Origin of the sequence: Collinsella aerofaciens (genome assembly GCF_005844325.1) — a bacterium.
Classification (GTDB): Bacteria; Actinomycetota; Coriobacteriia; order Coriobacteriales; family Coriobacteriaceae; genus Collinsella; species Collinsella aerofaciens_G.
In genome coordinates, this window is sequence record NZ_SPFY01000010.1 from 42,813 (window position 1) to 66,753 (window position 23,941).

The 23,941-nt window shown below is 59.5% G+C and carries 21 protein-coding genes and 5 tRNA genes; 15 read left to right on the forward strand and 11 right to left on the reverse strand.

Annotation, left to right across the window (positions count from 1 at the left end):
- Positions 1 to 3: 3 nt before the first annotated feature.
- The 3 genes from cysS to FGQ61_RS04755 all read left to right on the forward strand — a co-directional run bounded on the left by cysS (position 4) and on the right by FGQ61_RS04755 (position 3,258).
- Positions 4 to 1,470, forward strand: a complete 1,467-nt coding sequence (gene cysS / locus FGQ61_RS04745) for a cysteine--tRNA ligase (protein WP_138374750.1) — start codon at positions 4 to 6, stop codon at positions 1,468 to 1,470.
- 186 nt (positions 1,471 to 1,656) lie between these two features.
- Positions 1,657 to 2,577 (forward strand): 23S rRNA (guanosine(2251)-2'-O)-methyltransferase RlmB, encoded by a 921-nt coding sequence (gene rlmB / locus FGQ61_RS04750; protein WP_138374751.1) that lies wholly within the window; start codon positions 1,657 to 1,659, stop codon positions 2,575 to 2,577.
- Positions 2,578 to 2,580: 3 nt separating this feature from the next.
- Positions 2,581 to 3,258, forward strand: coding sequence for an NYN domain-containing protein (locus FGQ61_RS04755; RefSeq protein WP_006234978.1), 678 nt, complete (start codon positions 2,581 to 2,583; stop codon positions 3,256 to 3,258).
- A 27-nt stretch (positions 3,259 to 3,285) separates the two neighbouring features.
- Here the strand turns inward: FGQ61_RS04755 and FGQ61_RS04760 are convergent, their stop codons facing one another.
- Complete coding sequence (locus FGQ61_RS04760) at positions 3,286 to 4,626, reverse strand: DNA-binding protein (RefSeq protein ID WP_138374752.1); 1,341 nt, start codon at positions 4,624 to 4,626, stop codon at positions 3,286 to 3,288.
- Between the two features lie 224 nt (positions 4,627 to 4,850).
- Here FGQ61_RS04760 and FGQ61_RS04765 point away from each other — a divergent pair.
- The 11 genes from FGQ61_RS04765 (at position 4,851) to rplA (ending at position 10,120) form a co-directional block, all read left to right on the forward strand.
- A tRNA-Thr gene (locus FGQ61_RS04765) sits at positions 4,851 to 4,925 on the forward strand.
- An 813-nt stretch (positions 4,926 to 5,738) separates the two neighbouring features.
- Positions 5,739 to 5,820, forward strand: a tRNA-Tyr gene (locus tag FGQ61_RS04770).
- Positions 5,821 to 5,830: 10 nt separating this feature from the next.
- Positions 5,831 to 5,906: transfer RNA gene (locus tag FGQ61_RS04775), tRNA-Thr, on the forward strand.
- Between the two features lie 3 nt (positions 5,907 to 5,909).
- Positions 5,910 to 5,986 (forward strand) — tRNA-Met (locus FGQ61_RS04780).
- Positions 5,987 to 6,082: 96 nt separating this feature from the next.
- On the forward strand, positions 6,083 to 7,273 hold the full coding sequence (gene tuf / locus FGQ61_RS04785) for an elongation factor Tu (RefSeq protein ID WP_035137538.1): 1,191 nt from the start codon (positions 6,083 to 6,085) through the stop codon (positions 7,271 to 7,273).
- 279 nt (positions 7,274 to 7,552) lie between these two features.
- Positions 7,553 to 7,702, forward strand: coding sequence for a 50S ribosomal protein L33 (gene rpmG / locus FGQ61_RS04790; RefSeq protein ID WP_022093895.1), 150 nt, complete (start codon positions 7,553 to 7,555; stop codon positions 7,700 to 7,702).
- A 13-nt stretch (positions 7,703 to 7,715) separates the two neighbouring features.
- Positions 7,716 to 7,791: transfer RNA gene (locus tag FGQ61_RS04795), tRNA-Trp, on the forward strand.
- A gap of 76 nt (positions 7,792 to 7,867) precedes the next feature.
- A complete protein-coding gene (secE, locus tag FGQ61_RS04800; protein ID WP_006234983.1) occupies positions 7,868 to 8,206 on the forward strand; it encodes a preprotein translocase subunit SecE in 339 nt (112 codons plus the stop codon).
- Positions 8,207 to 8,209: 3 nt separating this feature from the next.
- On the forward strand, positions 8,210 to 8,746 hold the full coding sequence (gene nusG, locus FGQ61_RS04805; protein ID WP_099432095.1) for a transcription termination/antitermination protein NusG: 537 nt from the start codon (positions 8,210 to 8,212) through the stop codon (positions 8,744 to 8,746).
- Between the two features lie 120 nt (positions 8,747 to 8,866).
- Positions 8,867 to 9,295 (forward strand): 50S ribosomal protein L11, encoded by a 429-nt coding sequence (gene rplK, locus FGQ61_RS04810; RefSeq protein ID WP_022093893.1) that lies wholly within the window; start codon positions 8,867 to 8,869, stop codon positions 9,293 to 9,295.
- Between the two features lie 117 nt (positions 9,296 to 9,412).
- Entirely contained in the window at positions 9,413 to 10,120 is a 708-nt protein-coding gene (rplA, locus tag FGQ61_RS04815; protein ID WP_022093892.1) for a 50S ribosomal protein L1, read from the forward strand.
- Between the two features lie 125 nt (positions 10,121 to 10,245).
- Here rplA and FGQ61_RS04820 read toward each other — a convergent pair whose 3' ends face one another.
- From FGQ61_RS04820 to FGQ61_RS04865, 10 genes are all read right to left on the reverse strand, one after another.
- Entirely contained in the window at positions 10,246 to 10,956 is a 711-nt protein-coding gene (locus tag FGQ61_RS04820) for a metallophosphoesterase family protein (protein ID WP_117799696.1), read from the reverse strand.
- Positions 10,953 to 12,869 carry a BMP family ABC transporter substrate-binding protein gene (locus FGQ61_RS04825; RefSeq protein ID WP_138374753.1) on the reverse strand — a complete coding sequence of 639 codons (1,917 nt, stop codon included), beginning with the start codon at positions 12,867 to 12,869 and terminating at the stop codon, positions 10,953 to 10,955. The genes FGQ61_RS04820 and FGQ61_RS04825 overlap by 4 nt, the downstream gene beginning before the upstream one ends.
- Before the next feature lie 92 nt (positions 12,870 to 12,961).
- Positions 12,962 to 13,729: a mechanosensitive ion channel family protein gene (locus tag FGQ61_RS04830; RefSeq protein WP_138374754.1), complete on the reverse strand. Its 768-nt coding sequence runs from the start codon at positions 13,727 to 13,729 to the stop codon at positions 12,962 to 12,964.
- A 129-nt stretch (positions 13,730 to 13,858) separates the two neighbouring features.
- Positions 13,859 to 15,883, reverse strand: coding sequence for a bifunctional metallophosphatase/5'-nucleotidase (locus FGQ61_RS04835; protein WP_138374755.1), 2,025 nt, complete (start codon positions 15,881 to 15,883; stop codon positions 13,859 to 13,861).
- Between the two features lie 158 nt (positions 15,884 to 16,041).
- A complete protein-coding gene (locus FGQ61_RS04840; protein WP_138374756.1) occupies positions 16,042 to 16,836 on the reverse strand; it encodes an ABC transporter ATP-binding protein in 795 nt (264 codons plus the stop codon).
- Positions 16,829 to 17,752: an ABC transporter permease gene (locus tag FGQ61_RS04845; protein WP_138374757.1), complete on the reverse strand. Its 924-nt coding sequence runs from the start codon at positions 17,750 to 17,752 to the stop codon at positions 16,829 to 16,831. Before FGQ61_RS04845 ends, FGQ61_RS04840 begins: the two co-directional genes overlap by 8 nt.
- Before the next feature lie 203 nt (positions 17,753 to 17,955).
- Positions 17,956 to 18,936: an ABC transporter substrate-binding protein gene (locus FGQ61_RS04850; RefSeq protein ID WP_022093885.1), complete on the reverse strand. Its 981-nt coding sequence runs from the start codon at positions 18,934 to 18,936 to the stop codon at positions 17,956 to 17,958.
- Positions 18,937 to 19,096: 160 nt separating this feature from the next.
- Complete coding sequence (locus FGQ61_RS04855; RefSeq protein ID WP_022093884.1) at positions 19,097 to 19,882, reverse strand: hypothetical protein; 786 nt, start codon at positions 19,880 to 19,882, stop codon at positions 19,097 to 19,099.
- A gap of 259 nt (positions 19,883 to 20,141) precedes the next feature.
- Complete coding sequence (gene asnS, locus FGQ61_RS04860) at positions 20,142 to 21,545, reverse strand: asparagine--tRNA ligase (protein WP_138374758.1); 1,404 nt, start codon at positions 21,543 to 21,545, stop codon at positions 20,142 to 20,144.
- A gap of 181 nt (positions 21,546 to 21,726) precedes the next feature.
- Positions 21,727 to 22,290 (reverse strand): PTS sugar transporter subunit IIA, encoded by a 564-nt coding sequence (locus tag FGQ61_RS04865; RefSeq protein WP_040359007.1) that lies wholly within the window; start codon positions 22,288 to 22,290, stop codon positions 21,727 to 21,729.
- Between the two features lie 244 nt (positions 22,291 to 22,534).
- On the opposite strand from FGQ61_RS04865, the gene FGQ61_RS04870 reads away from it, so the two are divergent.
- A complete protein-coding gene (locus FGQ61_RS04870; RefSeq protein ID WP_138374759.1) occupies positions 22,535 to 23,437 on the forward strand; it encodes an alpha/beta hydrolase in 903 nt (300 codons plus the stop codon).
- Positions 23,438 to 23,941 lie beyond the last annotated feature (504 nt).

A 23,941-nucleotide genomic window follows, 5' to 3' on the forward strand; every position in this document is an offset into this window, starting at 1 on the left:
CGAATGCGTATCTACAACAGCGCTACCCATAAAAAGGAAGAGCTCCAGCCCATCGAGTCCGGCAAGGTCCGCATGTACGTGTGCGGCCCCACGGTCTATGACAACATTCACATCGGCAATGCCCGCACGTTCATCAGCTTTGACGTGATTCGTCGCTGGCTCATCGCGAGCGGCTACGAGGTCACGTTTGCCCAGAACCTCACCGATGTCGATGACAAGATCATCAAGCGCGCCAACGAGCAGGGCCGCACTGCCGCCGAGGTCGCGACAGAGTTCTCCGACAAGTTCATCGGCGTCATGCGCGCCGCCAACGTGCTCGATCCGGATGTGCGTCCTCGTGCCACCAAAGAGATCGGCCCCATGATCGCCATGATCAAGACGCTTATCGAGCAGGGCCACGCTTACGCCGCCGATAACGGCGATGTGTACTTTGCCGTGCGCAGCGATCCCAACTATGGTCAGGTCTCGGGCCGCAACATCGACGACCTTATGGTTGGCGCGCGCATCGAGGAGAACGAGGACAAGAACGATCCGCTCGACTTTGCCCTGTGGAAGGCCGCCAAGCCCGGCGAGCCCAGCTGGCCGAGTCCCTGGGGCGAGGGCCGTCCCGGTTGGCACACCGAGTGCGCCGCCATGGTGCACCGCTACCTGGGTACCCCGATCGACATCCACGGCGGTGGCTCCGACCTTGCCTTCCCGCATCACGAGAACGAGTGCGCCCAGGCCACCTGCGCCTGGCACCAGGGTTTCTCCAACACCTGGATGCACACGGGCATGCTGCTGGTCGACGGCGAGAAGATGTCCAAGTCGCTCGGTAACTTCTTTACGCTGGCCGAGGTGCTCGAGCAGCACTCCGCTGCTGCCCTGCGCCTGCTGATGCTGCAGACGAGCTATCGCTCGCCGCTCGACTTTTCTTGGGAGCGCCTGGAGGGTGCCGAGAACTCGCTCACGCGTATCGCCGGTACGGTCGAGAACCTGCGCTGGGCCGCGAACCATGCGACGGCCGATGCCGATGCGGCTGCCGCCGAGGCGTTTGCCGCCAAGGCCGCTGAGACTCGTGCCGCCTTTAAGGAGTGCATGGACGACGACTTTAACACCGCTGGTGCCATGGGTGTCGTCTTTGGCTTTGTGACCGAGTGCAACCAGTACCTGGAGCAGGCGGGCGACGCTGCCGACAAGGCCGCCGCGCTTGCCGCCGCCGACACGCTGGCCGAGCTGCTCGATACGCTTGGCGTTGAGCTCCCCGAGCCCAAGGTCGAGCTGCCGCTGGGTCTGCTAGGCGTTGCCGCCGGCCTGGTCGCCTACACGGGCGACGACGTGGACGAGGCCGCTGCCAAGATTCTCGAGGCCCGCGCCGAGGCCCGCGCCGCCAAGAACTGGGATCTGGCCGACGCCATCCGTGATCAGCTCAAGGACCTGGGCCTGACGATTGAAGATACCGCCGCCGGCACTCGTATCAAATCTCTCTAATCCCCGCGGGTTTCCCAAGCACCCGACCTTGCCGTTCAAACCGTCGCTCGCGTACTCAAGTACGCGTCGCTCCTCTTTCACGGCAATCTCGGGCACTTGGAAAACCCGTACCGACCGCCCGAATTAATATTCATGGGCGGTCGTTTATTTTGTTTCGTTTGATAGTTGTATTTAGGAGGTCACTTTATGGCCGACAATCGCAAGCGTGCGCCGCGTGGAGGCAAGCAGGCTGCTTCTGGCTCGCGTCCGATTCGCCGCAACGACCGCGCTGCCGCTCCCAAGGGCCAGCGCGAGCGCTCCCAAGCCCAGGCTGCACGTCCGCAGCGAGATCGCAACCGCGACAACGTTCAGGCTCCCAAGGGCGAGTTTATCGAAGGTCGCCGTGCTGCCGCCGAGGCGCTACGCACTGGTTTTCCCATCAAGTGTGCGCTCATTGCCGAGGGCGGGGAGCGCGATGCCGCCTTGTCGCGCCTGATCGATGACCTCAATGCCGCGGGCGTCCGCATTAAGTATGTGCCGCGCGCGCAGCTCGATGCGCTGTCGAGCCATGGCGCTCACCAGGGTATTGCGCTCGAGGTTGGCAACTTCCCCTATGCCGACGTCGCCGACATCCTCGGCCGCGCGGGTGACGGACCGGCGCTCGTCGTCGTGCTCGATCATGTGACCGACGACGGTAACTTTGGTGCCATTGTGCGCTCTGCCGAGGTCGTGGGCGCGGCGGGCGTCATCATTGCCAACAAGCGCGCCGCCGGCGTGACCGTTGGCAGCTACAAGACTTCTGCCGGTGCTGTCATGCACCTGCCTATCGCACAGGTTCCCAATATCGCCCGTGCGCTCGATGACCTCAAGGCCGCTGGCTTTTGGGTGGGCGGTGCCTCCGAGCACGCCGAGGGCAGCTGCTGGGATGCTCCCTTCGAGGGCCGCGTGGCGCTCGTCATGGGCTCCGAGGGCGACGGCATCTCGCGCCTGGTGCTTGAGAAATGCGACTTTTTGACCAAGCTTCCCCAGCGCGGCATGACCGAGAGCCTCAATGTTGCCCAGGCGACAACGGCGCTGTGCTTTGAGTGGCTGCGCCGCAATGCCGGCGAGCTCATGGGGGAGGAGTAGCGCATGTCCAAGAAGAACCGCGCCAAGTCCAAGGCCAAGCGCTTTGGCGAGGGCTCGGCCAAGCCGATTGTTTCGGCTGCGACCTATGGCGTGGGCGGCAATGCGTTTGCGCAGGCTATCGCCGACCCAGTCTCGACGGTGCACTCCAACAAGCCCGAGCTGCTGGTGGTCGACGGTTACAACGTGATCCACTGCACGCCGCGCTACGAAAAGCTCGTGTACGACCATTCCGACGATCCGTATTCCAGCGACGTTCACGATATGGCGCGCACTGCCCTCATCAACGACGTTGCCGCGTTTGCCCAAGGCCGCTACGAGGCCGTAATCGTGTTTGACGGCGCGGGCAATATCTCCAGCGAGCGCCCCAATCTGCCGGCCCGTGGCGTGCGCATCGAGTTTTCGCCGACGGGCGTCTCTGCCGATACCGTGGTGCAGAAGCTCTGTATCGAGGCACGCGAGGAAGGCCGCGCGTGCTCCGTGGTATCGAGTGACGGCACGATCCAGGCCGTCGTCATGGGCAAGGGCGTTACGCGCATCTCGAGCCGTATGCTGGTGGACGAGATCAAACAGATCGATAACGACGTTCACGAGGCAGAGGAAGCTCCGCAGATCAAGATGACCCTGGGCAGCCGCCTGAGCCCCGATGCCCTGGCCAAGCTCAAGGCCCTGCGCGGACGGTAGGGGAGCTGACGGCGCGACGCTGTCTCGCTAACTCCATTCAGCGATGTCGATCATTCTACGGAGGCGCCATGTAAGCGCCTCTTTTAGATATGGCAGCCTTGCCGTGAGCGCGTCGTTTCTGGACAGAATCTCGATTGCCTCGTCAACGAAGCCTTCGAGTTTGTCGCCGTCAAACCAGCCCATGTCCTCGACGAGCAACATTTGTTTGGCGGGGCTTGAATGAAATTGTGCGCTGGTAAAACTGTGCTCTCCCGCCCTAAGCTCTTCTAGTGATATGTTGCACCAGAGTGATGAGCCCGAATCGAAGATGGGGGCTGGTCTGCAGGCTAGCGTGTTTACGTTTCGCACAAGGCCAAAGTTACGCCAATGGCGGTCATAGTTGGCGATGATGTCGTCGCACACGATCATGCGGTCAAGGGCGTCTTTTATATCTGTCGCTCCAAGCTCTTCGCAGTTTGCTACATACCGTTCGTAATCGGTTAGTCGCTCGTCTGCATTTGCATGCTGGTTTACATAGAACGCAGGGACATACTCTTCTTCATCAGTTAAGAAGACATCGCATGTGCTCAGGGCGGAAGTGCCCGTGCCCTCGAGCGAGTAAGGCACATAATCGCAGGCGTTTAGGATGCGACGGTGGAGCGCGGTCGCCACCAGCTCGTTATAAGGTTCCTGGTCCAGGTGCGCTCCTGCCTTATGCAGAATTCGACGTTCGCCCTCGCACGTCCAGTACTTTTGAAGATTGCCGTCCGAGGTGTTATCGGGCTTTGCGGCAGCCGCTTTTCCCTCTGGGGCAAAGGGTGCAATGGACAGCGAGACGTCATCAAAGGCGTTATTGAAGAAGTTGATATCCTCCCAGGTGAGACCGGAACCTTGGGGCCTAATCCAATACTGGTCGGATAAGGAGAGGCCGAGATTTCGCTGGACGAGTTCATCGGGAACATCGACTGCGGCTTCTGCAAGCAGGGAGGCTAGCCCAATGCGTGCGAGCGGGATACCGCGGCCGCGCCACCAGATGCGGAAGGAGTCTAGCGATATGGGGCTATTAGGGCCAAATACTCCAATAGGGGCGTGGGCGTAATCGATGTCGGCACCGATGTGGGTAAAGTCTTTTCGCGATGTACTGTAGACCAGCTGAGCGACTTCGTGCGTGCGATTCATGAGGGTGAACGCGATCTCGCTCTTACCGTGGCCGCGGCGGGGACGTCCCCCCGTTTTGGTCACGGAGCGGAGTCGCGTGTCGACGCTGTCTTTGTCGATGAGCCATACACCAGAAGCCTTGCGGGCCTCAAGTGCTCCGTTTTTTATGAGCTCCTGCACCCTGCGCGGAGTGATGCCGAGCAGCTCGGCGGCTTCTTTGGTAGTAAGCATCGCGAAACCCTTCGCCAGAACGAATAGTTTTATATATAGCAATTGTAATTAAAACTATTCGTTCTGGCGAATGGTTTTAAGATTGAGGGCGCACTGACAGAAATGAACGGGCCTGGTACGCGTTGTTGCTGGATTTTGCATATTTGTATAACGCCGTGCGGCCTGTTGCGCCCCGTCCGCAATTCCTTTATTCTTAACTCGCTTCGCGTGAAAGCGCCAAGTGTGCCAGTGTGGCGCAACGGTAGCGCAACTGATTTGTAATCAGTGGGTTGCAGGTTCGATTCCTGTCACTGGCTCCATGAGAGTTTCGGGCTCTGTTTCCTTGTGGGACAGGGCCCGTTTCTATTTATGTCGATAAGTCAGCGTGTTTGGCGCCAACCAAGCTTCAGGTTTGTCTCGATCCGTAACACGAGTGGGCTGAAGACCCTCCTTATAGTTACAGATCGAAACATTGCCAAGGGAAGGCCGATAACATCTCGATCCGTAACACGAAGAGGCTGAAAACCGTTCTTACTGTTACAGAATGAGACGTAAGCGGGGGTTTCTGCGAAACATCTCGATCTGTAACAGATAGGGGAGGAATAACCCTCTTACTGTTACAGGTCGAGACATAGGCCGGGGCGAGGTTGGTCATCGTCATCGAGCGTGGATTATCGGACACACGAGCGTGGAAAATCTTCCGCCTAGTGAATGAGCGTGGATAATCTGCCACTTTGGATTCGATGGCACGGCAAAGTGGGAGATTATCCACGCTCGATTTCAAACGGAAGAAAATCCACGCTCGATTTTGCCTGGGAAGAGCAATCTTCTGTCTGGGCAGCCCCGATCTCGACCTATATATAGGTGCAAATAAGCTGGTATCGAAGGTCGATGCTGCAGATGTACTCCACCGTGACAAAGTGTTCCCTCGTGAAATGTCACAAGCGTAGCCAAATCCACCGTCCTTCATATCCAAACTCAACAAAACCGCAGGTCACAGCTATATAGATACGCCCGGCACCGTGTATCTAGAGGTTTTCGTTGACAGCCCCCAAGGTTGCATCGTATTATCTTTTTCGTTCGCGGGGGCGGCGGTCCAAAAGACCAAAGGACCTGCGGATACTTGAACGATTGGGAGTTTGCCCGAGTGGTTAATGGGGACGGGCTGTAAACCCGTTGGCTCTGCCTACATAGGTTCGAATCCTATAGCTCCCACCCGTCAAGTGCCTGTATAGCTCAGTCGGTAGAGCACTTCGTTGGTAACGAAGAGGTCACCAGTTCAAGTCTGGTTGCAGGCTCCATCCGGCGGTGTAGCTCAGTTGGTTAGAGCACACGGTTCATACCCGTGGCGTCACTGGTTCGAATCCAGTCACCGCTACCATAGGTAACACGGTGGCTTCTCAATAGTATGTTGAGAGGCCACTATGGTATAAAGGCAAAGTCCCGTCCGGGGACGACCTGTTTAGAGGAGGGCTTTATGGCCAAAGAGAAGTTTGAGCGCACTAAGCCGCATGTTAACATCGGCACCATTGGTCACGTCGACCACGGCAAGACCACGCTGACCGCTGCCATCACCAAGGTTCTCTCCGAGACCGAGGGCTGCAAGGCTGACTTCACTGCGTTCGAGAACATCGACAAGGCTCCCGAGGAGCGCGAGCGCGGCATTACGATCTCCGTCTCCCACGTCGAGTACGAGACTGCTGCCCGTCACTACGCTCACGTTGACTGCCCGGGCCACGCTGACTACGTCAAGAACATGATCTCCGGTGCTGCTCAGATGGACGGCGCTATCCTGGTCATCGCCGCTACCGACGGCCCCATGGCTCAGACCCGCGAGCACATCCTGCTCGCCCGTCAGGTCGGCGTTCCCTACATCGTCGTCTTCCTGAACAAGTGCGACATGGTCGACGATGACGAGCTCATCGACCTCGTCGAGATGGAGACCCGTGAGCTCCTCTCCGAGTACGATTTCCCCGGCGACGACATTCCCGTCATCCGTGGTTCCGCTCTGGGCGCTCTCGAGGGCGACGCCAAGTGGATGGACGCTATCCGCGAGCTCATGAAGGCCGTCGACGAGTACATCCCGACGCCTGCTCGTAACAACGACCTCCCCTTCCTGATGGCCGTTGAGGACGTTATGACCATCTCCGGCCGTGGTACCGTTGCTACCGGCCGTGTCGAGCGCGGTGAGCTCAAGCTCAACGAGCCCGTCGAGATCGTCGGCATCAAGGATACCCAGAACACCGTCGTTACCGGTATCGAGATGTTCCGTAAGTCCATGGACTTCTGCGAGGCTGGCGACAACGTCGGTCTGCTGCTCCGCGGCATCAAGCGCGAGGACATCGAGCGCGGCCAGGTTCTCTGCAAGCCCGGTTCGGTTACCCCGCACACCAAGTTCACCGGTGAGATCTACGTTCTGACCAAGGAGGAGGGCGGCCGTCACACCCCGTTCTTCGATGGTTATCGTCCTCAGTTCTACTTCCGTACCACCGACGTTACCGGTACGGTCAAGCTCCCCGAGGGCACCGAGATGGCTATGCCTGGTGACCACATCACCATCGAGGGCGACCTCATCCACCCGATCGCCATGGAGGAGGGCCTGCGCTTCGCTATCCGCGAGGGTGGCCACACCGTCGGTTCGGGCATCGTCTCCACGATCATTGAGTAAATTAGCTCTTTGATATAGCTGACTTAGAGAACCCGGCACTTATATGGGTGCCGGGTTCTTTTCTGCAATGGATATTGAGCCGTTGCTGGTGTCGAGAGGATCGACAATGGTCCTGGATGCACCGTCGATTAGATCTCGATGGCTTCATTGATGTGTTCCAAATATGAATGGATCCACCGAGAACCAATTGACTCGAGGTTTTCATTGACAGCACTTACGTGGAGCTGATAAAGTAACAACTCGTGCCCGTACGGGGCGGAAATGAAAGGTTCAGGATACATGCGTACTCTAGTTACTCTTGCGTGCACTGAGTGCAAGCGCCGCAACTATACGACCACCAAGAACAAGTCGACCATGCCTGATCGTATGGAGATCAAGAAGTATTGCCCCTGGTGCCGTCACCACACGCTGCACAAAGAGACTCGCTAGTCTCTAGTCACATACGCCAGTAGTTCAATTGGTAGAGCATCGGTCTCCAAAACCGAGTGTTGAGGGTTCGAGTCCTTCCTGGCGTGCCAGTCATTATTCCGTAAGCTCCCAATTGGGGGCTTACGGTTTACTCATGTATAAGCGCATTGCGCGGAGGTAACCCAAATGGCCAACAAGAAGAACAAGAAGAAGGCTCAGCAGCAGGCGCCTGCCAACAACGCTGCCGCCAACTCCAAGGTTGAGGCCAAGAAGGCCGTTGCCAAGAAGAACGAGAAGGCTGCGAAGTCCAAGAAGAACGAGAAGCCTGGTTTCTTCGCCCGCACCAAGAAGTATTTCGCTTCGGTCAAGTCCGAGATGAAGCGTGTCACGTGGCCCGATAAGAAGGAGCTCGTGAACTACTCGGTCGTCGTTTGCGCTTCTCTGATCGTCGTCGGCGTCGTCATCGCTCTGCTCGATGCTGGCTTTGGCGAGGCTCTTGCTCTGTTCTCTGGATTGAGGGGCTAAACCATGTCTAAGCGTTGGTACGTCGTTCACACTTACTCTGGATACGAGAACCGTGTTAAGTCCGATCTCGAGCATCGAATCGAGACTATGGGCATGCAGGACCGTATCTTTGATATCGAGATTCCTATGGAGCGTGTCACCGAGATTAAAGAGGGTGGCAAGCGTGAGACCAAGGATTCCAAGATTTTCCCGGGTTATGTCCTTGTCCGCATGGAGATGGATGATGATGCTTGGACGTGTGTTCGTAACACGCCTGGCGTCACCGGTTTCCTAGGCGGCAACGGCAAGCCCGCTCCGCTTTCCCGCGACGAGTACAACAAGATGACTCGTCGTCCCGGTAAGGGCGATTCGCCCAAGCGCACCTCGGTTGATATTGAGGTCGGTACGTCCGTCCGCGTCACCGATGGCCCGCTTACCGACTTTGATGGCAAGGTCTCCGAGGTTAACACCGAGGCTGGCAAGCTCAAGGTCACGCTGATGATCTTTGGCCGCGAGACGCCGGTCGAGCTCGACTTTAACCAGGTCGCTGTCATCGCTTAAGTTTTCGTCCGTTCGCGCGAGCGTGCTTCTTCTGTGACTGCTCATCTCAGGAGTGCTTCTAACACGTGCGTGCTTACGATATAGCAAGTACTTCACACTCGTGATTCGAAAGGAATGACCATGGCTGAGAAGAAGGTTGCCAACGTCATTAAGCTCCAGATTCCTGCTGGTGCAGCAAACCCTGCTCCTCCCGTCGGCCCCGCCCTGGGCGCTGCTGGCGTGAACATCATGCAGTTCTGCCAGGCCTTTAACGCCGAGACGCAGGACAAGAAGGGTGACATCATCCCCGTTGAGATCTCTGTCTACGAGGACAAGTCCTTCTCCTTCATCACCAAGACCCCGCCGGCGGCTCACCTTATCAAGAAGGAGCTGAACCTCAAGTCTGGTTCCGCTAAGCCCCAGGCTGACAAGGTTGGTCAGCTCTCCCAGGAGCAGCTCACCAAGATCGCCGAGATCAAGATGCCGGACCTCAATGCCAACGACATTGACGCCGCCAAGAAGATCATCGCCGGTACCGCCCGTTCCATGGGCGTCACCATCGCTGAGTAGCGATTTCTTATGGTAACGGCGGGTGCTCCGACCGGGGCGCCCGTTAAATGTGTGCAATAGGGCACACGATACGATGTGGGAGGGCTCACGCCCGTTTAACCACAGGAGGTAATGCACATGGCTAAGCATGGTAAGAGCTATAACGCCGCTGCCGAGAAGATCGACCGCGCCACGCTCTACACCCCCCTTCAGGCTGCCAAGCTCATCAAGGAGCTCGACACCGCCAAGTTCGACGAGACCGTCGAGGCTCACTTCCGTCTGGGCATCGATACTCGTAAGGCTGACCAGAACATCCGTGGTTCCATCTCCCTGCCCCACGGCACCGGCAAGACCGTTCGTGTTGCCGTCTTCGCCGAGGGCGAGAAGGCCCGTGAGGCTGAGGCTGCCGGCGCCGACATCATCGGTTCCGACGAGCTCGTCGCCCAGATTCAGAAGGGCGAGATCAACTTCGACGCCGCTATCGCTACGCCGAACATGATGGCCAAGGTTGGCCGCATCGGTAAGATCCTTGGTCCCCGTGGCCTCATGCCGAACCCCAAGCTCGGCACCGTGACCATGGACGTCGCCAAGATGGTCTCCGAGCTCAAGGCTGGCCGCGTTGAGTACCGCGCCGACCGCTACGGCATCTGCCACGTGCCCCTGGGCAAGAAGTCCTTCTCTGAGCAGCAGCTCGTCGAGAACTACGCTGCCCTGTACACCGAGATTCTGCGCGTCAAGCCCTCTTCTGCTAAGGGCAAGTACGTCAAGTCCATCTCCGTGTCTTCCACCATGGGCCCTGGCGTCAAGGTCGATCCCGCTGTCCAGCGTGACTTCCTGGCTGAGTAACTGCTAGTTACTGCCTGAGTACAGCAAGCATTGCTAAAGAAACCCGGTTCTGCCTTGTGCAGGACCGGGTTTCTTGTTATCGCGTCAAAAGCACCATAAAGGGGACAGTGTCCCCTTTATGGTGGTTACCAGGGTGTTCTGGCTGTTGAAGACTCGATGGCTTCGTGGCGTTTGAGCTCGCGGCGCATGGTTTGTGAGTTGAGCCAAGCTGCTTGCCAGCCGCGGATGGGGTAGTGCGTCTGGTCGAGCTCAAACTGCGTATAGCCGCAAGCGTTGATGATCGTCGTTCCACACACATGCTGACGCTCGCGCTGAAAATCGCAACCGTAGCTTTGGTGCACATGCCCGTGCACCATGTAGTCGGGATTCCAGGATTCGAGTGCTGTGTTAAAACACTCGAATCCTCGATGCGGCAGATCGTCCAGATCACCCATACCGGCGGCGGGTGCATGGGTAAGCAGAATGTCGCACCCGCCGACCATCCTAACCTTACGCGACAGCTTACGCATGCGCTTGGACATCTCGCGTTCGGTGTACATGTTGGCGCCGTCGCGATAACGCATGGACCCGCCAAGGCCCGCAATGCGAATCCCTCGGTACGTGTACACGCTGTCCTCTACGCAGATACATCCACCCGGTGCATGACGTGCGTAGCGGTCATCGTGATTGCCGCGCACGTAGATGAGCGGTTTGTTGATGACCGTAACCAAAAACTCAAGATAGTCCGGGTCCAGATCGCCGGCGGACAAAATCAGGTCGACTCCCTCAAAGCGTTCCTTGCGAAAGCACTCCCAAAGGCATCGTTCTTCGGTATCGGCTATGGCAAGGATTTTCATAGGGCAGGGACTTTCGGCTCATCGTCGAGCTGCGGAATGGTGCCTACCACGTTGTCCGCCAGCCAATTCATCTCGACAATCTGCGTGCTCGGCAGCGGAGGGAAGCCTTCGATCTGTACCACGCCGTTCTGGCTGTGGAGCTCGCCGCCAAAGGGGTTGATGGATCCCACAACAATGCCGTTGCGGAGCAACTGCACGAGTTTGCGCGTTTGGTAGGGTAGGCCCGGAGCGTAACGAATGTCGATAACGCCGGAGCTCATGCCATACCAGTAGTTGACAGCGCGCACTTGGTTGTCGTCGCTGGTCTCGTCCCACGTGCCGTGAAGAAGGCTGCGAACGATGAGCTCGTAGTAACGGCCCCAGTTCCATACGGGCATGGCGATGCCGGTGACTTTGCCGTCGACCAAGCGGTGAAGCCCGTAGGCCGTTGGGTCTTCGAGCGACTTTGACATGTCAGCGCCGGTCATGACGCTTAAGCCTTCGCGGCACATGGCTTCGGCAAGACCGCCGGCGGGAACATCGCCCCAGGTGAGGATGACCTGCGCGCGCGGGTCGAGCAGCGAGGCGCCAATCGCAAAGGCGTTGATCTCGCTGAGTGCGCCCGAGGCGAAGACCGACGCGTGGTAACCGATGCGGTGGTTGTCCGCCATGCTGGCCGCAAGGGCGCCCAGCAGAAACTTGGCCTCGTACATCTTGCCAAAGTACGAACGGACGCTTTGATGGGGAAGGCCGATAGAGCAGTTGAGGAACCGAACCCGGGGATACTCAACGGCAGCCCTGAGCGTGTATTCCATCAGGCGGTGCGAGGTCGAGAAGATGACGTTTGCTCCATGTTTGACAGCCGTTTCCACGGCGGCGTAGAACACATCCGGATCGTGACAGTCCTCGAACGCCTCGGTGCGCACGATACCGCCAAAGTGCTCATCGAGATACTGACGCCCTTGGTCGTGCAGGCTGTCCCAGCTCGACGTCGCACAGGGGAACTCATGGATAAAGGCGATGCGCAGGGGGTTGGCCGTCGAGTAGACGGTCTTGCCCATAAAGAAGTTGAGCACGCCAGAGGTGGACTTGGCGGGCGTCTCCTCCTCGTCGACGCTCGGTGCTTCGACAAGATCGACCTTGTCCTCGTCATTTTTGCCGGCAATAACCAGCTCGCGCCAGATCTTGCACAGGCGGTTTACGACGATATCCGTCGGCGTATCCAGCAGGCGGTCCTGGTTGTACACATTGAGGTAGACGAGCATGGCGTCGGCGGGCGTAATGTCCAGGTGGTCGCCGCCTGCGCGAAGGTAGGCGCGCTTAAAGAGCAGGAAGGTGTGGCGCAGGTAGTCGACCTTTTTCTGCGGCCATTTTTCGATAAGGTTCTGACCGAGCATCTTGGCGAGCGTCTCGTAGCTTCCCTCACGCGAGAACTCGATCTCGTATAGGGGGCAGACGCGCCAAAACGCGCAGAACTCGCCGTACAGGCGGCTTTCGACGGAATCCCATGTGCCGGGGTAGAGACGGGTGACCTTGGCCGAAACCGTCGGAGCGTCCAGGAATTTGAGGACACTGACGCGTTTGTTGCCTTCCTGGACATAGAACCGATGCATGAACTCGGTGACGATGATGGGGTCGCGATAACCCTCGGTTACCTGGATGTCGTAGAGGTTGGACCACTTGCGGGCGAACTCGGTGCCAAACGGCAGCAGGGGCATAAAGTTGCATGAAAAGGCGGACTGACGGCCCTTGGTAACCGTACCGACGACCATTTCGAGCGGAATGTCTCTCAGGCCGACATTCTCTCGCTGGCCTAAGGGGAGCTGGGCAACCAAGCTATCGAGGTCCGTGAGGTACGGATACTCGCTTTGACTAATGGCGCGTCGACGTCCTTGCTCGCCGCGCTTGCGTGCTTGACGGTAGGCCTCTTCCATGATGTTGCTCCCTTAGTCGTTTAAACAACTATATAAACCATGGTACCACGAATGAAAACCACAACAAAGGTGCCTGTCCCCTTTGTGGTGGTTTAGGCAATGATGGGGGCGATGGCGCGGATGCAGGCGTCGGCAGCGGTGAAAGTGGTGCTGTCGTCGCTGACGATAAAGATGATCTTGCCCTTGATGCCAAAGTCGCCGATCTCGCTAAAGAGCACATACGGCTCCTTGTCAAAGCCCGAGATGGGAAGCACGGCGGCCTTGGTGGCGCTGGTCAGCTCGTCTGCCAGCGCGTCGAGCGAGGCCCACTTGGACGTGTCCTTTACGGCAACGGGCACAGCCACGCGCCCAAAGGGCATCAAATGCACGAGCGTGTTCTTGGAGATGTTGGAGTTGGGGACGATGATGGTCTGTCCACAGGCATCCTCAATCGTTGTATGACGCCAAGTGATGTCTTGGACCACGCCGGATACGCCGCCGACCTCGATATTGTCGCCGGGTTTGATGATGCCCATAAAGGTCACTTGCATGCCGCCGATAAGGTTTGACAGCGTGTCCTGAAAGCCGAGCGAGATGGCGATGCCGCCGACGCCAAGAGCGGCGACGAGCGCGTTTGCGTTAATGCCAAAGCAGTTGTCGAGGATAAAGCTGCCGCCAATCATCCAGATGACAGCGCGCGCGATGTTGATGAAGATACTTGATGCCGGAAGCGGGTTATCGTCACGGTTAAGCAGATGGTTCAGGGTCTTGGATACGACCTCGGCGGCGACGGCGGTGCCTATCGCCAAGATGACGGCCCAGATGATGTTGTGGACCCACCGTTGCTCAAAGAAATGAAGAATCGGCTCAAACAATTCCATGTAGGGAAAACCTCCTAATGATCGTCCAACCATGATACCCACCAGGAAGCCCGTCCGATCAAATTCAGACGGGCTTCTGTGCTCGATATAAGGTTTACGCGGCGGGGCTGCAAGGCCCGGCGGTGTAGCTTAGCGTCGACGCTTCCAGATAATGCCGAGGATGATGACGATGATGCCGCCGATAAGGCACGCGCCAACTACTGCCAGCGTGCGGTCTCCCGTTGCGGCGAGCTTACCGCTCGTCTTCTTGGTGCTGACCTTCGTGGTCGTCGTGTCCGTCTTAGGCGAGGGCTTAGGCGTCAGGGCCGGTGTGGGCGTGGGGTCCACGGCTACGGAGCCGAAGCTGATGGTGCCGGCGAGCCCGGCCATCTTGCTCTCCCAGCCGTTCTGCCCAATCAGCGCCCTCAGCGCCGCCTCGCACGTGCCCCACTCGGTGTACTTGGTGGCGTGTGCAAAGGTGGGAAAGTCGGTCGTGTTGGTAATGATGTAGTTGTTGGTGGCGACGGTATAGGTCTTGGCGGGGTCGAGCGTGCTGCCGTCTTTGGTGAGTGTGGCACTCACAATGCGCTTGCCTTCGGGCTGCGTCCAATCAATCGTCACGTTGATGCCGCCAAAGGGGAGAACGCTGCCAGAGTCATCGCGCCACTTGTACTTGTCTTGCGCCTCCTGCTCGGTGTGACCGGCCGCCACATAAGCCTGCTGAAGCTCGTAGCTGTCGTTGCAATCGTCGCTGATTTGTAGCGAGTGCTCGAGCGCTGCGAGGAAGTCCGCGCCGGTCATGGTCCAGGTCTCCACGGTGTTGCCGTAGGGCGAGATGGCGATGACGTTGCCGGCGGTCACGTTGCCCGCCGCGATGCCGCCGCGGATGCCGCCAGCGTTTTCGATAGCGAGGTCCGCGCCCGTCAGGTCAAGATAGGAGCTGCAAATCACGCGGCCGATGGTCTGGGCCTTGGTGGTGTCGCCCTCCTTGCTGGGACGGAAATCGGTGGTGCGCACCATTTCCCAACCATGCGTGCCTGCGGCGTCCTCGCCGTAGAAATAGTTGGTGGTGGATGTGCCGAGCACCTTGTTCGATTCGTTTTCAAAGGCCTCGTCGAGCGGCTTGATCTTGTTGCGGACGGCTTCAAGGCAGCTTTGGTAGTCGGAGCCCTTGTCGGGGTCTGCCAAAAGGTCGTTGACGTTCTTGGCGGTGTAGAGCTTCTCGTCGCTGCCGTCTGCAGGGACCGTGACCGTGTCATCGTCGGTCGTCTCGGTGCCATTGGTGTCGTACTTGTACGGAATGGAAAGCAGCCCCACCTCGGCAAAGGCGCTGCCTGCCTCGACAACGTGGATTGTCTTGCCGTCGGCTCCCGTCACCTTCTCGTTAAGGTTGATGTGCTCGTGGCCTGCGATAAGGGCATCGATGCCACGGAGCCGTGTGGCAAAGGTCTTGGCGTTGAGCGTATGCGCGATACAGACGACAACGTTGCAGCCCGCCTTGCGCAGCTGCTTTGCCTCGGTATTGATGGCGTTCGTGGCACTCGAGAACGACGTGCCCGCGACCAGGTCCGCGCGCAGCGAGGATCCCAGCGACTCATCCATGGCACCCACGACGCCGACCTTGATTTTGTAGTCGAATGTGGAGTGATCCTCGCTATCCTCCCAGGTGCGATCGAGCGTCTTCGTGATGCTCGAGCTCCATACGCCGCTCGTAGACTTCGCGTTCGCGCAGAGCATGGCGAAGGGCGTGCCGGTGGTGCTGTAGCCGGTCATGGTGCGGAGCTTGTCCGCGCCGTAGCTCCAGTCGTGGTTGCCCGGCGTGGTCGCGTCGTAGCCGTCTACATAGAAGGTGTCCATGAGCTCGGCGATGCTCTTGCCCTCGCTCATGGTGGCGAAGGACTGCCCGTGGAAGGTGTCGCCCGCATCGAGCAAAAGATCGGGGGCGTTGCCCTGGGCGCTATAAAGGACCGCCAGTCCGTCGAAGCCGACGGTGCCGGTGCCCTTGCTTGCGTTGTAGCTGTACTTGTAGCTGCCGTGGATATCGTTGGTGTGCATGACGGTCACAGAGCCGTCAATAGCGGCGGGCAGGTTCCCGGCGAAAGCGAGGCTTGGGGTGCCTGCGAGCGCGCCGGCAAACAACGCGGCGGCTAACGCAAGGCGGGGGAGTCTTTTCATGGCAGTTTCCTTAGTCCTTAGCCAGAATGTCTGGTTGAATATCGGATTATCGACATAATATGCGAAAACCGCCGCAAGGACGTTTGCCCCTTTGCGGCGGTTTTGACGTTTGTGCAGATAAAACCTACCAAAATAAACTTGTCCCTTTTTGGCAGGTTTTAGCTCAGCAGCATGCGGTCGTTGGCGAGCTCGCCGCCCGAGACCTCCTCGAACTTCTGCAGCAGGTCGGCTACGGTGAGCGACTTCTTCTCATCGCCCGCCACGTCGTAGATCACGTGGCCTTCGTGCATCATGATCAGACGGTTGCCCAGACGGATGGCGTCATTCATGTTATGCGTGACCATGAGCGTGGTCAGGTGGTTCTCGTCGACGATCTCCTCGGTCAGGTTAAGCACCTTAGAGGCCGTCTTGGGGTCGAGGGCCGCGGTGTGCTCGTCGAGCAGCAGCAGGCGCGGCCTGGTGAGCGTGGCCATCAGCAGGGTGAGTGCCTGGCGCTGGCCACCCGAGAGCAGGCCGACCTTGGCGTTGAGACGCGTGTCCAGACCAAGGTCCAGGCGCTTGAGCAACTCAACGTACTCATCTTTCTCGGCCTTGGTGACGCCCCACGAAAGGCCGCGACGCTGGCCGCGACGCCTGGCGAGGGCCAAGTTCTCGGCAATCTGCATGTCGGCAGCGGTACCGCGCATGGGGTCCTGAAACACGCGGCCCAGGTACTTGGCGCGCTGCGACTCGCTCAGGCGCGAGATGTCGGTGCCGTCGAGCTCAATAACGCCCGAATCGAGCGGGTACACGCCGGCGATCATGTTGAGCAGCGTGGACTTGCCGGCGCCGTTGCCGCCGATCACGGTTACAAAGTCGCCGTCATTCAAGGTGAGGTCGACGCCGGTGAGCGCGCGCTTCTCGGTGACGGTGCCCTTGTTAAAGGTCTTCTTGACATGCGAGAGCTTAAGCATCTGCCTCATCTCCCTTCGTGTAGGAGCTGCGGAGCTTATAGCGCTCCCAAACCACGGGCACGCACAGGGCCACAGCGACAATCACGGCGGAGAGCAGCTTCATGTCGTTGGCGTCCATGCCCAACTGCAGCACGATGGCGCGGATAAGGAAGTACACCACGGAGCCAAAGACGGCGGAGGCAAGACGGACGCTAAACTGCGTGAGGCCGCCGGGCAGCAGACGGCCGAGCACCTCGCCGATAACAATGGCGGCAAGACCGATAACGATGGCACCGGTGCCCATACCAATGTCGGCATACTTTTGGCTCTGGCAGATGAGAGCGCCCGAAAGGCCGATGAGGGCGTTGGAGAGCACGAGGGCGATCATCTTGGTGGAGTTGGTGTTGACGCCCAGAGCGCGGATCATGTACTCGTTGTTGCCGGTGGCTCGCAGCGCCGAGCCGATCTCGGTGCCAAAGAACCAATACAGGATGGCAACGATAGCCACGGCGAGCAGGATGCCCAAGATGATGGTAACGGTGGACTGCGGCAGACCGGTCATATTGCTGACGGCGGAGAACACGGTGCCCTTGGCAAGAATGGGCGTATTGGACTTGCCCATGATGCGCAGGTTGATGGACCACAGGCTGATCTGGGTGAGGATTCCGGCGAGGATCGCGGGAATCTCAAAGACGGTGGTCAGAATGCCCGTGACGGCGCCCGCGATGGCGCCGGCGCACATACCGGCCAGCACGGCGAACAGCGGGTCGACGTTGTTATTGACGATGAGCACAGCGCAGACGCAGCCGCCGAGGGCAAAGCTGCCGTCGCAGGTCATATCGGGAATGTCGAGCAGGCGGAACGTGATAAACACGCCAAGCACCATAATGCCCCAGAGGACGCCCTGCGAAACGGCGCCCTGCAATGCAATGAGCATGCTTCATACCTCCTAGGATAGGGTGGACACGTGATTCACCATAATAGCGGTAACAATGCATAGACGAGTTACGGACAGACGTTTTGTTTTACCTGAAACAAGCAGGGCGGACGCCGGTCTACAGCGCCCGCCCCTGTGGCTCAGATATTGAATAACGCGGCTAAAGCGCGAGCACGGGCTCTAGACGCATGCCGCGTATAGCATTACGCGTCCAGAGCGGAAAGGTCGATGCCCAGGGCCTCGGCCATCTCGTCATTCTTGACGACGACCAGGTCCTTGCTCGAGAGGTGTTTGATCGGCATGTCTTCGGGCTTGGCCTCGCCTTTCAGGATCTTAACGGCCATCTCGCCCGCGGCGTAGCCCAGGTCCTCATAGTTGATGGAGAGGGTGAACAGGCCGCCGGCCATGCACATGCCCTCCTCGCCAGTCACGAAGGGGAGCTTGTTCTCCTTGCAGATCTGGCCCACCTGCGAGGCGCCCGCGGCGATGGTGTTGTCGGTGGGGGAGTACAGCGCGTCGACCTTGCCCACGGCAGACTCGACGACGGACTGAATCTCGTTGGAGCTCGAGACGGTGAAGTCAGTGTACTCGAGGCCCAGCTTGTCGAGCTCCTTCTTGGCGGCCTTGATCTGGACGTCGGAGTTGGACTCGGCGGTGCAGTAGAGCAGGCCGACCTTTTTAACGTCGGGCAGGACCTTCTGCATCATCTCGAGCTGCTCGGCGACCGGGGTGAGGTCGGAAGCGCCCGTGACGTTGGTGCCGGGCTTGTCGTTGTCCTGGACCAGGCCGGAGGCGGCGTAGTCGGTGATGGCGCAGCCCACGATGGGGATATCGGCCGTGGCGCCGGCGGCAGCCTGCGCGGCGGGCGTGGCGATGGCATAAATCAGGTTGACGTTGTCGCCCACAAACTTGTCGGCAATGGACTTACACGTGGACTGGTCGTTCTGGGCGTTCTTCTGGTCGATCTTGACCTTAAGGCCGCTCTCCTTGATGGCCTTGACAAAGCCGTCGTTGGCGGCATCGAGTGCGGAGTGCTCGGTGAGCTGCAGAACGCCGATGGTGTAGTCGGAACCGGCGGCAGCAGAGCCGGAGCCAGAGTTGCCGCCGCATCCGGCGAGCGGGGCGAGCGCGAGCAGGCCGGCGGAGACCAGAAGGCTCCTGCGGCTGATGGTGATGTCCTTCATATCATTACCCCCAGTATAAAAATGGCTGGAAACACTGCACTGGGACAAAGTGCAAGTGGAACTATAGTAGCGCTGATGTCCATTTTTACAACAGCCTGGCGGGTTTTTTAATACAGAATCGGATGGGCGGTACGGGTAGTCGAATGGGCGGCGGAGGGTCTTATGCGGCGGAGGAGGCGTCGTCCTCGTCTAGGGCGGCGAAGAGCTTCTTGCCGTCGAGGAGACGTGTGGTGACGTTTCTCATTCGGCCAATCTCTACGGTACGCAACGTGTCATCGGCGCCTCGGGCGTCGTAGACCGTTCCCAGCAGATACGAGATGCCATCGCGCTGCCTGATGGCAAAGGGACGGAGTGTCATCCGTGCTGCTTCGGTTTCGCCACGCGTCGTGACGCTCGAAATATCAAAACTCACCGTGGTTCCGTGGTCGATGGCCTGCTCGACGAGCTCGCACGTGTCGATGCGCTTGATGGGCGTGCGTGTTGCCTTGGTAGCCTTGCTGCCTGCGCTTGGAGCAGGTTCGGGTGTATCGAGATAGCCGCGAACGTCGGCACTCGCCATGGCAACTAAGTGCTGCGCCATGCTCTTGCGGATGGCGATAGGCGTGGAGCGGTTGCGCATGACCATACCGTGGAGCCGGATGATCTCCTCGTCGGTGAGTGGACGGGTCAAGAGCCGATACCCCACGCCGCGCTTGTATTCAATCTCATATCCGGCATGGCGAAGCGCGGAGATGGCGGTGTAGATGCTGCGCCGCGCCGCCGAGATGGGCATGCGGGCGGGGTCGTCGGGATGGGCGAGGCGCCGGATCAGCTCATCGGAAAGCATGGCCTTGTCTTCGCCGGTGTTTTCGCTCAAGAGCTGCAGGATACGAACGGCGCGATAGGCTGCCATCGAGGCGGCGCCCCTCGTCGTGGTGTCGTAGGTTTCAACAGCGGCTTCGGTCATCGTGCCCACGTCCTTTCCGTTTTGGGTGGCGACGGTATGGAGCCTAGGACGTGGGGCTTTCCCAGGGGCGCAGGGCGCTCTGGGCGGTCGGTAGTCGTCGGCAAACGGTGGGTCGAGTTTTCAACAGCCCTGCTCAACTGACCAAAAACTTGCCAAAAGCTTGACGGATGCTGTTGAAAAAAAGCGTCTCTCGACCGATGTCGAGAGACGCTTATGCGATGAGCGTTGGCGTGTGGCGACGCGAGCTAGCGTCCGACGATTAGAAGTCGGCGTTGCCCACGGTGCGCGGGTGCGGCAGGACGTCGCGGATGTTGCCCACGCCGGTCAGATACATGACCAAGCGCTCGAAGCCCAGACCGTAGCCGGCGTGCTTGCAGGAACCGTAGCGGCGCAGGTCAAGGTAGTACTTGTACTGCTCGGGATTCATGCCCAGGTCCTTGATGCGGGCCTCGAGCAGATCCAGGCGCTCCTCGCGCTGGGAGCCGCCGATAATCTCGCCGATACCGGGAACCAGGCAGTCGGCGGCGGCGACGGTCTTGCCGTCCTCGTTCATGCGCATGTAGAACGCCTTGATCTCGGCCGGGTAGTCGGTCACGAAGGTCGGGCGCTTAAAGTGCTCCTCGGTCAGGAAGCGCTCGTGCTCGGTCTGCAAGTCGATGCCCCAGCTGACGGGGTAATCAAACTGGTGGCCAGCAGCGACTGCCTGCTCCAGGATCTCGACGGCCTCGGTGTAGGTAACGCGGGCAAAGTCGGAGTTGGCGACATGGTCCAGGCGCTCGAGCAGACCCTTGTCCACAAACTTGTTGAGCATATTGAGCTCGTCGGGGCAGGTTGCCATGACGTCCTTGAGGACATACTTGAGCATGGCCTCGGCGTTATCCATGTAGTCGTTAAGGTCGGCAAAGGCCATCTCAGGTTCGATCATCCAAAACTCGGCGGCGTGGCGCGTGGTGTTGGAGTTCTCGGCACGGAAAGTGGGGCCAAAGGTGTACACGTCGCCAAAGGCCATGGCAAAGTTCTCGGCATTGAGCTGGCCGGACACGGTGAGGCTCGCATGCTTGCCAAAGAAGTCCTGGCTCCAGTCGACCTCGCCGGACTCGGTGAGGGGCGGATTTTTGGGGTCGAGTGTGGTCACGCGGAACATCTCGCCGGCGCCCTCGCAGTCACTCGTGGTGATGATGGGGGTGTTGACGTAGACAAAACCCTGCTCCTGGAAGAAGCGGTGGATGGCGGCAGCCGCGACAGAGCGGATGCGGAACACGGCGCGGAACAGGTTGGTGCGCGGGCGCAGGTGCTGCTGGGTGCGCAGGAACTCGACGGTTGCGCGCTTCTTCTGCAGCGGGTAATCCGGGGCGCTCGTGCCCTCGACCTCGATGGAAGTGGCAGAAAGCTCGAAAGGCTGGGGTGCATCGGGGGTCAGTTTGGCGGTGCCGGTGCAAATGAGTGCGGCCGAGACGTTTTGATGGGCGATCTCGTCGTAGTTGTCGAGTGCCTCGCGGTTCATGACGACCTGCAGGTCGCGGAAGCAGCTGCCGTCGTTGAGCGTAACAAAGCCAAAGTTCTTCATGTCGCGGACGGACTTGACCCAGCCGGCGACGGTGACGGTCTGGCCGCCGAGCGACTCGGCATCGGCATAGAGCTGCGCGATTTTGGTGCGGTTCACGTATCCTCCCATAACGGTTGAATGATAGTTATCCATACAGTTCGATATTCTAGCAGCTCGGCTCATTTGGGCTATACAGATAAAGCATTGGCGGGATGGTTTTTCAAACGAAAAGCGCCCGCGGCCAAATGGTCGCGGGCGCTTGACGAGGTGCCTTTTGGCTGTGTGGCGCGGGGCCTGGCTACTTGGTCTTGGCAACCAGCAGCGGGTCGCCAAGCTTGACGAGCGGGTTGCCGCCGATAAGCGTTCCAGACTCGCCGACATGGTCGATGCTCTTAAGACGATCGAGCTCGGAGACGATGACGGTCACGATGTCCTCGTGACCAGCGGCCTTAATGGCCTCGCGGTCGAAGCTGATGAGCGGCTGGCCTGCCTTGACCACATCGCCCATCTCGACAAAGCGGGCAAAACCCTTGCCGTTCATTTCCACGGTGCCCAGGCCAACATGGATGAACACGCGCAGGCCGTCCTCGGTAATCATGCCGATGGAGTGGTTGGTGACGGTGGTGGCGCCGATGCGGCCGTTGGCGGGCGCATAGATGGTGCCGGTAATGGGCTCGATGCCATAGCCCTGGCCAAGCATGCCCGAGGCGATCGTCTCGTCGGGAACCTCGTTCAGGTTGACGAGCACGCCGTTGACGGGGGCATAGATGACGCCTTCGCGGGTGGCGAAGCTTGCTGCGGGCGGAACGGACGCCTCGCCGGTCGAGGTGAAGGTGGACTTAAGCGAATCGAGCAGACCCATAGTTGCCTCCAACTTAAATAGGCGCATATCGCGCGTTTGGTTTGCCGGAAACGTTTCATATGTGTTTCGCGGCTTGGTCAACGCCCCCTATTCTACGCTGCTCAACGATACCTCTGAACTGGGATTATGTGATATATCAGTTGAAGGGAAACTTATTGCCGGAGTGTTTCTGCGCCACGGGTTCAAGTGGGGTACGCTTGAAGGCGAAAAACAAGGGCGCATAATTTGCGCGAAGGGAGCACATATGATTGTCGAGAACCATGCGCTGTGGGGCGAGGAGCCGACCGAGGATTATCCGGCGACGTTTACGTATTTGGGTGCCGAGCCGCTGCCCGATAAACCGAATGGCCGCCGCCCCGCGGTGATCATCTGCGGCGGAGGCGGGTTTACACATATCGCTCCGCACGAGCAGGACCCGGTGGCGTTTGCATTTTTGGATCACGGTTACCAGGCCTTTGTGCTCAACTATGTCACGAGCTCTACGGGTGACGTGAGCTTTCCGCACCCCCAGGCAGATCTTGCCAAGATGGTCGCCACGGTGCGCGCCAACGCCGACGAGTGGCATGTCGATCCTAAGCGCGTGTGCGTCGTGGGATTCTCGGCGGGCGGCATGATCTGTGCCTCGCTGGCAACGCAGTGGAAGACCGGCCCCTTCGCGGCACTTGCCGGGGCACGTCCGGACGACATTCGTCCCGATGCCGTGGTGCTGGGCTATCCGCTGCTCGACTTTGCCTATGTGCGCGACATGCAGACGCGCGATCCGCGCATTGACTTGCGCGTGCCCAAGACGGGCGGCAAGACGGGGCGCGATTTGCTCAACGACTACCTGTCGATGGTGACGGGTGGCGAGGCAACTGACGAGCATTTGGCCGATATCTGCCCCACCACGCATGTTTCGCGTCAGATGCCGCCGACCTTTGTGTGGGGCGTGTCCGACGACAAGACGGCGCCGATCGCGCAGGTCTACCCGTTTGCGCAGCGCATGGCCGAGGAGGGCGTTGCATGCGAGATGCACGTCTTCGACCAGGGTGGTCACGGCCTTTCGCTCGGCAACGCCAACACCGCGGTCGACAACGAGGACAAGCAGGTGGCGGTCCGTCCCTGGATCCGCCTAGCCTTCCGCTTCCTGGAGCGCCACGGGTTTTAGTTACGGCGTTTTACCAAACGCCGTAACCACTTGACGCTGCAAGCCCGCCAGGGCGGCAATCTGCCTTTCAACTTCGGCGGCATGACCAAAAGGTCAATGCCGCCTCGTTTCAGGGCACCTTGCTCGCCCTGGCGGGCTTTCGCTCATATGACCCAATCCGCTGTCAAGAGCCACAATGGCCCCGCCGACCGCTTGCAATCGGTCGGCGGGGCCTGCCGTTGAACCCGTCCCGGTCCGCCCCCGGCATGTCGTCGACGCCTTCGGCTCAGTCTCATATCCGCGGATACCGTTCTGTCGGCCCGCACTCCATTCCTTCGGCGGGGTTCCCCAAGTCTGTCGAGGCGCATGCGGAGGGCTCCGCGCGCACAGCGAAATAGGGGGTATCCCCGAAGGCCGCCCGGCTCGCCGGGACGGGGGCTATGTCTATTCCGCGCCCTCCCGGCACATCATGCCGAGGGCCCAGAGCCACCTCACGAGCTCGGCCGCGGTGGCCGCGTTGGCCTT

What these genes read in the sequence shown, in the direction of transcription:
- cysS (WP_138374750.1), top strand. Translation starts at nt 4, where the DNA reads ATGCGTATCTACAACAGCGCTACCCATAAAAAGGAAGAGCTCCAGCCC.
- rlmB (WP_138374751.1), top strand. Translation starts at nt 1,657, where the DNA reads ATGGCCGACAATCGCAAGCGTGCGCCGCGTGGAGGCAAGCAGGCTGCT.
- FGQ61_RS04755 (WP_006234978.1), top strand. Translation starts at nt 2,581, where the DNA reads ATGTCCAAGAAGAACCGCGCCAAGTCCAAGGCCAAGCGCTTTGGCGAG.
- FGQ61_RS04760 (WP_138374752.1), bottom strand. Translation starts at nt 4,626, where the DNA reads ATGCTTACTACCAAAGAAGCCGCCGAGCTGCTCGGCATCACTCCGCGC.
- tuf (WP_035137538.1), top strand. Translation starts at nt 6,083, where the DNA reads ATGGCCAAAGAGAAGTTTGAGCGCACTAAGCCGCATGTTAACATCGGC.
- rpmG (WP_022093895.1), top strand. Translation starts at nt 7,553, where the DNA reads ATGCGTACTCTAGTTACTCTTGCGTGCACTGAGTGCAAGCGCCGCAAC.
- secE (WP_006234983.1), top strand. Translation starts at nt 7,868, where the DNA reads ATGGCCAACAAGAAGAACAAGAAGAAGGCTCAGCAGCAGGCGCCTGCC.
- nusG (WP_099432095.1), top strand. Translation starts at nt 8,210, where the DNA reads ATGTCTAAGCGTTGGTACGTCGTTCACACTTACTCTGGATACGAGAAC.
- rplK (WP_022093893.1), top strand. Translation starts at nt 8,867, where the DNA reads ATGGCTGAGAAGAAGGTTGCCAACGTCATTAAGCTCCAGATTCCTGCT.
- rplA (WP_022093892.1), top strand. Translation starts at nt 9,413, where the DNA reads ATGGCTAAGCATGGTAAGAGCTATAACGCCGCTGCCGAGAAGATCGAC.
- FGQ61_RS04820 (WP_117799696.1), bottom strand. Translation starts at nt 10,956, where the DNA reads ATGAAAATCCTTGCCATAGCCGATACCGAAGAACGATGCCTTTGGGAG.
- FGQ61_RS04825 (WP_138374753.1), bottom strand. Translation starts at nt 12,869, where the DNA reads ATGGAAGAGGCCTACCGTCAAGCACGCAAGCGCGGCGAGCAAGGACGT.
- FGQ61_RS04830 (WP_138374754.1), bottom strand. Translation starts at nt 13,729, where the DNA reads ATGGAATTGTTTGAGCCGATTCTTCATTTCTTTGAGCAACGGTGGGTC.
- FGQ61_RS04835 (WP_138374755.1), bottom strand. Translation starts at nt 15,883, where the DNA reads ATGAAAAGACTCCCCCGCCTTGCGTTAGCCGCCGCGTTGTTTGCCGGC.
- FGQ61_RS04840 (WP_138374756.1), bottom strand. Translation starts at nt 16,836, where the DNA reads ATGCTTAAGCTCTCGCATGTCAAGAAGACCTTTAACAAGGGCACCGTC.
- FGQ61_RS04845 (WP_138374757.1), bottom strand. Translation starts at nt 17,752, where the DNA reads ATGCTCATTGCATTGCAGGGCGCCGTTTCGCAGGGCGTCCTCTGGGGC.
- FGQ61_RS04850 (WP_022093885.1), bottom strand. Translation starts at nt 18,936, where the DNA reads ATGAAGGACATCACCATCAGCCGCAGGAGCCTTCTGGTCTCCGCCGGC.
- FGQ61_RS04855 (WP_022093884.1), bottom strand. Translation starts at nt 19,882, where the DNA reads ATGACCGAAGCCGCTGTTGAAACCTACGACACCACGACGAGGGGCGCC.
- FGQ61_RS04865 (WP_040359007.1), bottom strand. Translation starts at nt 22,290, where the DNA reads ATGGGTCTGCTCGATTCGCTTAAGTCCACCTTCACCTCGACCGGCGAG.
- FGQ61_RS04870 (WP_138374759.1), top strand. Translation starts at nt 22,535, where the DNA reads ATGATTGTCGAGAACCATGCGCTGTGGGGCGAGGAGCCGACCGAGGAT.